This is a genomic window from Lentibacter sp. (assembly GCF_029254145.1).
In the GTDB taxonomy this organism is placed as follows: Bacteria; Pseudomonadota; Alphaproteobacteria; order Rhodobacterales; family Rhodobacteraceae; genus Lentibacter.
Genome location: NZ_JAQWYD010000090.1, coordinates 1 through 8,892 on the forward strand (window position 1 = coordinate 1; position 8,892 = coordinate 8,892).

Consider the following 8,892-nt stretch of genomic DNA (forward strand, 5'->3'; position numbering starts at 1 on the left):
TGGGAGCGGATCATGGCCGCAGGCCAGGCACATGGCCTCAAACCAGGTCACACCTCCTCGATCCGCCGGATCGAAGGCGGGATGTTGTCCTATCATGCCGATGCAGACATTGGCACAAACCCCTACGAGCTTGGTTTTGATCGTCTTGTGAACCTCGACATGGAGGCCGATTTTATCGGTAAGGCTGCATTGCGCCGCATCAGCGAAGACGGCCCCAAGCGCAAGCAAGTTGGTCTGGTGATCGAGTGCGCCCCGCTGAAAGGCCCGAACACAACGTTCTGGACAATCAATCAGGGTGGAAACGAGATCGGCAAAGTCACATCTGCGGTCTATTCCCCGCGCCTTGAGAAAAACATCGCTCTGGCGATGGTTGTGGCGGATGCAGCCGTGTTGGGAGCCACTGTCGAGGTTGTCACTCAGTCTGGTCCTGTAACTGCGACAGTTGTAGAACGTCCGTTTTATGACCCCAAAAAGCAGATCGCAGCGGCCTGAGGCCTGCGTATCTAAAGCGGCGCGCTGCCTCAGACGAATGTGCGCGCTGCTCTTTTCTCAAACTTTATTAGAGACTTGAAAAATATGTCTGATCTGTCGATTGAGCTGCATTGGCAGCGTGCCGAGCCAGTGTTCGCCACTGGTACATATTCAAACGCACATACTGTGCAGATGAATACCAACTATGACATTACAGTGGACTCTGCCCCCGATTGGGGTGGCGATCCGGCAAATACCAATCCTGAACAGGCGCTCGCATCTGCCTTGTCGAGCTGTCACATGATGACGTTTCTGGCGCTCGCTGCCAAAGCGGATTGGCCAGTTGCCTCATATCACGACTACGCCGAGGCCCATCTTGGCAAAAATCCGAAAGGGCAGATGTCGGTGACGCGGATTGATCTGCATCCTGTGGTGCGCTTTGACACGGGCTTTGCCGTTTCTGACGCGCAACTGAGCGAGATGCAGGACCGTGCGCATCGCTATTGTTTTATTGCCAATACACTTGCCGACAGTGTCGAGATCAACATCCGCTAAGCACAGCAGGGAGCCGCGCCATCCACTCTACCGATATCCTCCTGAAGACCTTGAATGAAGAAGGCATCCTTCGCCTGACCTTGAATGATGTCAAAAAGCGCAATGCATTGTCCGAAGCAATGCTCGCGGCGCTTGGTGCGGCCTTTGACGAGGCGAGCGATGATCCGTCTGTTCGTGTTATTATCCTTTCCGCAAACGGACCTGCCTTTTGCGCGGGTCACGACTTGAAAGAGATGACTGCGGGGCGCAGCAAGCCTGACGGCGGAAGAGCCTATTTCGCATCGGTTATGTCTATGTGCGCAGGCGTGATGCAGGGGATTGTGAACTGCCAAAAGCCAGTGATTGCCGAAGTCACAGGGATCGCTACAGCGGCGGGCTGTCAGCTGGTCGCAAGTTGCGATCTCGCACTGGCAGCCGAAAGCGCGCAGTTTAGCACACCAGGGGTTCATATTGGTCTGTTCTGCTCGACACCCATGGTGGCGCTGTCGAGAAATGTGTCCAACAAACATGCAATGGAAATGTTGCTGACGGGCGATATGACATCTGCTGCCCGCGCCGCTGAAATCGGTTTGGTCAACCGCGTTGTGTCAGAAGATATGCTCCAGGCTGCGGTTTTGGAAATGGCGTGGAAGATTGCCTCGAAATCAAGCATGACATTGGCGACAGGCAAGCGCGCCTTTTACGCGCAGCGCGAAATGCCGCTCTCGCAGGCCTACGACTACGCCTCGCAGGTGATGGTTGAGAATATGATGGCCCGCGACGCAGAAGAGGGCATCGGGGCCTTCATCGAAAAGCGTCAACCCCGCTGGCAGGATGCCTGAGATATGAGTGCCAACCCATACAATACAGATCTGGACCGTACTCCAGCAAACTTTCAGCCGCTGACACCGCTCACATTTCTTGAGCGCGCAGCCATGGTTTTTCCAGATCATACGGCAATCATCCATGGTGTGCTGCGCCGTAGCTACGCGGCGTTTTATGCGCGCTCGCGCCAGCTGGCGTCGGCACTGTCTCAGAGTGGAGTAACGCGGGGGGATACTGTTTCGGCGTTGCTTCCCAACACGCCCGCGATGCTGGAGTGCCATTATGGTGTGCCCATGTGCGGCGGCGTTCTTCATTCTATCAATACGCGGCTGGACGCAGCTATCATCGCCTTCCAGCTTGATCATGCCATGTCAAAGGTTGTCATTGTGGACGCCGAGTTTCTGCCCCTGATGCAAGACGCGCTTGCGCTGGCAGAGGTCAGCCCACTGATCATTCAGGTGGACGACCCCGAGTTTGATGGTGCGCGCCTAGCCTTTGATGGCGTCGATTATGAAAGCTACCTCGCAGAAGGTGATCCCGCTTTTGAATGGCTTATGCCTGAAGATGAATGGGACGCGATTTCAATCAATTATACTTCTGGAACAACGGGTGATCCAAAGGGCGTGGTTTCCCATCATCGGGGCGCGTATCTATTGGCGCAGGGCAATGCGCTCACCACCTCAATGCGAAAACATGCAGTCTATCTTTGGACTTTGCCAATGTTTCACTGCAACGGCTGGTGTTTCCCATGGACTCTTTCAGCGATTGTCGGGACGCATGTTTGTTTGCGGCAGGTGCGCGCCGAGCCGATCTGGACCGCCTTGGCAGACGAGAAAGTAACGCACCTGTGCGGCGCACCTATCGTTATGTCCCTGATGATTTCCGCACCCGCAGATCAACAGCGCACACTCGACCATACTGTGCAGTTCTTCACGGCCGCCGCGCCACCGCCCGAAAAGCTATTGGCCGATATGAGGACGGCAGGCTTTGATGTGACCCACCTTTACGGGCTAACCGAAACCTATGGACCAGCGGTTGTGAACGACTGGCACGAAAGCTGGTCAGCCTTGCCTAGTGAGGAGCAAGCGCGCCTCAAGTCTCGCCAAGGGGTCCGCTATTTGCCGCTGGAAGGGCTTGATGTGCTTGACCCTGAAACGATGCGCCCCGTCCCGCGCGACGGCGAAAGTATGGGTGAAGTGATGTTTCGCGGCAATGTTGTGATGAAAGGCTATTTCCGCAACGCCGCAGCGACCAAAAAGGCTTTTGAGGGCGGCTGGTTCCATTCTGGTGATCTGGGGGTTGTGCATCCGGATGGCTATATCCAGCTCAAGGACCGTTCAAAGGACATCATTATTTCTGGCGGAGAGAATATTTCATCTATCGAAGTGGAAGAGGTGCTCTACAGCTACCCTTCTGTTGAAATTGCCGCCGTGGTTGCGATGCCACACGAAAAATGGGGCGAAACGCCTTGTGCGTTTGTTGAGCTGGCATCAGGTCAGGAGATCGACCTTGACGCGCTGCGCAGTTGGTGTCGTGACAAGCTCGCGGCTTACAAAGTGCCTGCAAAGTTTGTCGTGACAACCATTCCCAGAACCTCGACAGGAAAAATTCAGAAATTTGCACTGCGTGAACAGGCAAAGGAATTTGCAAAATAGCCAAAATAGAAAGCAACGCGGCGCTGCTGCGGGCTTTCTCAGGGTGTGGGGCCCAGTGTGAATTCTGGCAGCATATCCAAGGCGTCTCGTAGCGCTTCTCCCCAGCCTTCGGACACCTTTTGAAAGTAGGCGTCGTCACTTGCCACGCGCCCAGTCCGTCCCGTTTTCAGGCTGTCTGCGTCGTAGCAATGAAAGTCGAAGGGCGCACCGACGGTCAGATTGGCTTTGAGTGTTGAATCAAAGCTGACGAGCAAAAGCTTCATTGCCGCTTCAAAGCTCATGTCTGGTTCATAGGCGCGTACAAGGATCGGACGGCCATACTTTGTCTCGCCGATCTGGAAGAAGGGCGTGTCCTCGGCTGCTTCAATAAAATTGCCTTCGGGGTAGATCAGAAAAAGCCGGTGTGGTCCGCCTTTGATCTGGCCCCCGAGGATCAAGGTTGCGTTGAAAGTGCTGTCGGCGCGCTGACCTGTATCGGCGTGTTGTTCGATCACTTCGCGCAGCACTTCGGCCACCATGCGGGCGGCTTGAAACATTGATGGAACGGCCAAGAGAGATGGCGCACGTTCTTCCTGTGATTTGCTGCGCTCATCCAGCAAGCTCACGACGGCCTGTGTGGTTGCAAGGTTGCCTGCGGACATCAGCGTAATTGAACGCTCGCCCGGCGCCTCCCAGATCGCCATTTTCCTAAATGTCGAAATATTGTCGAGCCCTGCGTTTGTCCGCGTGTCGGACATGAAGACGAGCCCCTGTTTGAGCATCATTCCCACACAGTAAGTCATTTGGGTATTCCTATTGCTGTACTACATCAATTGCGACTGACAGAGTCTCGGTGTTCCCGCCGATGCGGGTTCCCGAGACTGGGGCGGCATCGGCATAGTCGAGGCCTGATGCCACTCGTACATATCGTGTATCAGGCGAAATGCCGTTGGACACGTCGAAACCGACCCAGCCCAGACCGTCGATATGTGCCTCTGCCCATGCGTGCATGGCATCCTGCACAATTCTATCATTCAGCATCAGATAGCCCGAGACGTAGCGAGCCGGATAGCCAAGCGCGCGAGCACAACTCAGGAAGATATGTGTGTGATCCTGACATACGCCTTTTCCCGCAGCGAGCGCGTCTTCTGCGCTCCAGTCGGCCTCTGAGGCACCGACTTCGTATGCAACAGTCTCCCGAATGACGCTGGACAAGGCATGCAACTGATCCAGTGGCTCGCATTTCGGTGTTTTGCGTAGAATGCCTTGAACGCCTTGGCGCGGCTGGGTGCGAGGTGTGGAGTTTAAAAATAGCCATAGAGGCGCTTTTCCTGTGTGACGCCCGACCACTCCGTGGCTGTCGCTCATCTCGACCTCACCTTCGCTCACAACGGTCAATTCGCATGCCTCACGCTCGAAACTCAGCAGTTCTACGGTGTTGTTGTGGTGATCTTCGCAGTGCAACTCGCTTTTTCCACCAGTGATCAGCGTCCGCCAAGACACAACGGATTGTTGGTGCGAAGATTTTGGTGTCTTGCGCAGCTGTTGTAGCCCGTATTTCACAGGCGTTTCGAACTGGTAGCGTGTCTGATGACGAATGATTAATCGCATTGTCTACTCATAGAACCGATAGTCGGCTTCAATCTGCCCTGACAACTCTGCCAGAAGCGCCAGGATTTTCTGAATGTGTTCGTGAAGGCCGAATTCAAAGACTGCGTCGATGTCATGACGCAGGTATGTGCCTTCAATATGTTGGACTTTGAACTGCGCAGGGCCAAGCCGTCCATAGCCCCGGTTAAGGTAGCCGAGATTGTCGCGCAGCTTGCTCACACAGAAGGCCAAGGATCGTGGCATCCGCTTGTCGAGTATCAGGAACTGAGCGATCTCGCGCGTCCCTCCGCTGGATCCATAGGCCATGCGAAACCCTCCGCGCGCCGAAACAGACCGCAAGATTGTTTCCCATTGCACATTGTCGAGTGATGTACCCACTGCGCTCGCGGATGGAAGTAGCACATAGTATTTTACATCCAAAATGCGTGCTGTGTTGTCGGCCCGTTCTATGAAGGTTCCGAGCCGCGCGAAATCGTAGATCTCGTTGCGCAGCATCGTGCCGTGGGTCATGCCTCTGACGACGGCGGAGCGCTGGCGCAATACGCCCAAAACGCCTGGCAAATCACGCTCGCCAACTTTGCGGGAGAGCAAGGAGCAGGCGCTCATATAGGCGGCATTTGTGGACTCCCAGACTTCATGTGTCAGAGCGGTGCGAACAAGGCGTGCATTCTGTCGCGCCCGTTCGATGGAGGACAAAACCGAAGAAGGGTTCGCTCTATCACTTAGGAGCCAGTCGATTGCGGCGTCCTTGGTTAGGATGGCACGACTGGCTTCGAACTGCTCAAGACTGCCCGCCGTTTGCAGAACAGACCGCCATTCGTCGTCCCCGAGTTCAAGGCGCGTCAGTGCGATGCGCTGGCCAGTTTCAATCAGCCGTGCGGTATTCTCCGCGCGCTCCAGCGAGCGATACATCCAATAGAGGCCATTGGCGGTTTTGCCGAGCATCGCGTCAGTCCTCCACGATCCAGGTGTCTTTGGTTCCGCCGCCTTGGCTTGAGTTAACCACCAGCGAGCCCTTCTTGAGCGCCACGCGAGTCAGACCACCAGCCGTGACTTTGATCTCCCCAGGGCTCACCAAGACAAAGGGCCGCAAATCCACGTGTCTTGGGCTCAACCCTTGCTTTGCGAAGATTGGCACTGTCGAGAGACTGAGTGTGGGTTGGGCGATGTAATTGCCTGGCCGGGCCTTCAGCTTGCGTCTGAAAGCTGCGATCTCTTTTTTTGAGGCCGCTGGGCCTATGAGCATCCCGTAACCACCCGAGCCATGCACCTCTTTGACCACCAGAGCTTCAAGGTTGTCCAGAACGTGGGCCAGCTGGTCTGGTTCGGCGCATCGCCACGTGGGTACATTGCGCAAGAGGGGTCTTTCGCTTGTGTAGAATTCGACAATCTCAGGCATGTAGCTGTAGATCGCCTTGTCGTCTGCGATGCCTGTGCCAGGTGCATTGGCGAGCGTGATGCCGCCCGAGCGGTAAACATCCATAAGCCCTGGGACGCCGAGCTGACTGTCAGGATTGAAGTTCAAGGGATCGAGAAACTCGTCATCCACGCGCCTGTAGAGGACATCAATTGGTTTGTAGCCCCGTGTTGTGCGCATTGCGACGCGCCCGTCACGCACTTGGAGGTCATGCCCTTCAACCAGCTCAGCGCCCATTTGATCCGCGAGGAAAGCATGTTCAAAATAAGCGGAGTTGTAGATTCCCGGAGTGAGAACAGCCACCACAGGGGACGCATGGGTGCGTTCAGGTGCACAGGCTGAAAGCGATTGCCGCAGATCTGTTGGATAGCTTTGAACGCTTTTCACGCGGTTTTGCGAAAATAGCTCAGGAAACATCTGCAGCATCGTCTCGCGGTTCTCGAGCATATAGCTGACACCGCTTGGCGTGCGGGCGTTGTCTTCAAGGACGAAGAACTCATCTGGCCCCGTGCGAACAAGATCGATCCCGACAATATGGGTATAGATGCCGCCAGGTGGTGTTACGCCGATCATTCGGGGCTCAAACGCGACGTTCTGGCTGATCATTTCGCGTGGAATGCGGCCTGCCTTGATGATCTCTTGTTTGTGGTAAATATCATGCAAAAAGGCGTTGATCGCTCGAACGCGTTGTTCGATCCCTCTGGTGACGCGCGCCCATTCGCGTTCAGAAATAACCCGCGGGATAATATCAAAAGGGATTAGCCGTTCTTCGGCCTCAGAACGCCCATAGACGTTGAAAGTTATTCCCGTTAGCCGAAAAAGCTCTTCGGCTTCGCGCTGTTTTGAGCGCAAGCGCTTGGGATCTTCGCCATTGAACCAACTCTGGAATTTTTTATACGGCGGCCTAAGCTGCTCATCGTTGCCCCACATTTCGTCGAAGAACGACGCTTCCACCAAGCCCAATCCTCCAAGCTCAAAACTTTAAGCGCACCTGCTGATCGAGCCGCCAGAGATTAGTGTGTTCTGTCGATGAAAACTCCCGTGACTGCATAATTTTTGGACAGCATGCCTGTTAAAGCTGCATTTTCCACCAAGTGTTGATTTTGAGAAGCGGCGAAGTGTTCAGAAGCCAAACCCGAACGGCTGACAACTGGCCTAATGGATACTGCTAGACGTTCGAGCCTTGAGCGTTGTGACGTCGCTGTGTGATCAAGGTCGGCTTTATCCGTCTGCCCCATACATCAGCTGTTGTGCTGCGCCTGCGATGAGGAGGTAGATCGAAGTGATCATGAGGCCCCAGAAAACAACGGGGATCGGGTCAAACCCTTCCCATGCTGCAAAGCCTGCGAAGACGGTCCAAGCCAGTGCCATGGGCAGGGATAGGGTGCGCCAGCGGTCTGTTCGGACGGGGTGCACGAATTTTACGGGCACGAACATTGCCACTGTCAGCAGAGCGACAAGGCCTAGGCAGGCCTGCCAAGGCGGTGAGAGCGCGAAGAGCACGAGGATCACCATATTCCAGCAGCCGGGAAAGCCTGAGAAGGAGTTGTCGGCGGTCTTCATGCGGGTGTCGGCAAAATACATCGCAGACCCGAAGGTGATTACGATAATTGCGGCCCAGCCGGACCAGCCATCCATTAGCCCTGACGCATAAAGCGCATAGGCGGGGATAAAGACATACGTGAGGTAGTCGATGATCAGGTCGAGCAAAACGCCGTCAAACTGTGGCGCGTAAGTCTTGACGTTGTAGTGGCGTGCGAGGGGGCCATCTATGCCATCAACCGCGAAGGCGACGATAAGCCAAACAAACATCATGGCCCAGTCGCGCTCGATGGCTTCCAACATGGCGAGCATGGCGAAGACGGCGCCTGTGGCTGTGAGGAGATGAACCGCGAGGGCTTTGGCTTGAAGTGTCATGTGCTGTTGCTCGCGGATTTGGGGTGAGATTTTTCGTATACATCAAGCAAGTGACGGGCATCAACTGCTGTATAGGCCTGCGTTGTAGAAAGCGACGCGTGGCCCAGAAGCTCTTGGATTGCGCGTAGATCGCCGCCTGCCGCCAGAAGGTGTGTCGCGAAGCTGTGGCGCATGGCGTGAGGCGTGGCTGAGGCGGGCAGGCCGAGCTGGAGGCGGGCTGCTTGCATGACCTTCTGGATCAGGCGTGGGCTGAGCGCACCACCGCGTACACCGCGAAAGAGCGGACCTTCGTGTGAGGCGAAGGGGCAGGCCTTGAGATAGTGCTCAACGGCCGCGCGGGCCGCGGCAATCACAGGGACAACGCGTTCTTTGCCGCCTTTGCCTGTGATGCGTAGGACTTGAGGCAGGGGCGCATTCGCCATGGTCAGGCTGAGCGCTTCTGATATCCGCAAGCCACAACCGTAAAGCAGCGTCACGACAGCC

At 55.6% G+C, this 8,892-nt stretch carries 10 protein-coding genes; 4 read left to right on the top strand and 6 right to left on the bottom strand.

The annotated features are described in order from the left end of the window. The 4 genes from P8O11_RS10745 to P8O11_RS10760 form a co-directional block, all read left to right on the top strand. A partial coding sequence (locus tag P8O11_RS10745) for a glycine cleavage T C-terminal barrel domain-containing protein (RefSeq protein WP_300294110.1) occupies positions 1 to 492 on the top strand: 492 nt, incomplete at its 5' end. 84 nt (positions 493 to 576) lie between these two features. After that, positions 577 to 1,026 (top strand): OsmC family protein, encoded by a 450-nt coding sequence (locus tag P8O11_RS10750; RefSeq protein ID WP_300294112.1) that lies wholly within the window; start codon positions 577 to 579, stop codon positions 1,024 to 1,026. 20 nt (positions 1,027 to 1,046) lie between these two features. Then, positions 1,047 to 1,847, top strand: a complete 801-nt coding sequence (locus P8O11_RS10755) for an enoyl-CoA hydratase (RefSeq protein WP_300294124.1) — start codon at positions 1,047 to 1,049, stop codon at positions 1,845 to 1,847. A 3-nt stretch (positions 1,848 to 1,850) separates the two neighbouring features. Then, entirely contained in the window at positions 1,851 to 3,485 is a 1,635-nt protein-coding gene (locus P8O11_RS10760) for an acyl-CoA synthetase (RefSeq protein WP_300294114.1), read from the top strand. A 38-nt stretch (positions 3,486 to 3,523) separates the two neighbouring features. On the opposite strand, the gene P8O11_RS10765 is transcribed toward P8O11_RS10760, so the two are convergent. The 6 genes from P8O11_RS10765 to P8O11_RS10790 all read right to left on the bottom strand — a co-directional run. Beyond that, positions 3,524 to 4,267 carry a proteasome-type protease gene (locus tag P8O11_RS10765; protein ID WP_177170608.1) on the bottom strand — a complete coding sequence of 248 codons (744 nt, stop codon included), beginning with the start codon at positions 4,265 to 4,267 and terminating at the stop codon, positions 3,524 to 3,526. Positions 4,268 to 4,277: 10 nt separating this feature from the next. Continuing rightward, positions 4,278 to 5,075, bottom strand: coding sequence for a transglutaminase family protein (locus P8O11_RS10770; protein ID WP_300294118.1), 798 nt, complete (start codon positions 5,073 to 5,075; stop codon positions 4,278 to 4,280). A gap of 3 nt (positions 5,076 to 5,078) precedes the next feature. Then, positions 5,079 to 6,020, bottom strand: coding sequence for an alpha-E domain-containing protein (locus P8O11_RS10775; protein WP_300294119.1), 942 nt, complete (start codon positions 6,018 to 6,020; stop codon positions 5,079 to 5,081). Positions 6,021 to 6,024: 4 nt separating this feature from the next. Continuing rightward, positions 6,025 to 7,422, bottom strand: coding sequence for a circularly permuted type 2 ATP-grasp protein (locus P8O11_RS10780; RefSeq protein ID WP_300294126.1), 1,398 nt, complete (start codon positions 7,420 to 7,422; stop codon positions 6,025 to 6,027). Between the two features lie 291 nt (positions 7,423 to 7,713). Beyond that, positions 7,714 to 8,409: a CDP-alcohol phosphatidyltransferase family protein gene (locus P8O11_RS10785; RefSeq protein WP_300294121.1), complete on the bottom strand. Its 696-nt coding sequence runs from the start codon at positions 8,407 to 8,409 to the stop codon at positions 7,714 to 7,716. Further along, positions 8,406 to 8,892 (bottom strand): tyrosine-type recombinase/integrase (locus tag P8O11_RS10790; protein ID WP_300294123.1); only part of this gene is annotated, 487 nt, incomplete at its 5' end. The genes P8O11_RS10790 and P8O11_RS10785, both read right to left, overlap by 4 nt.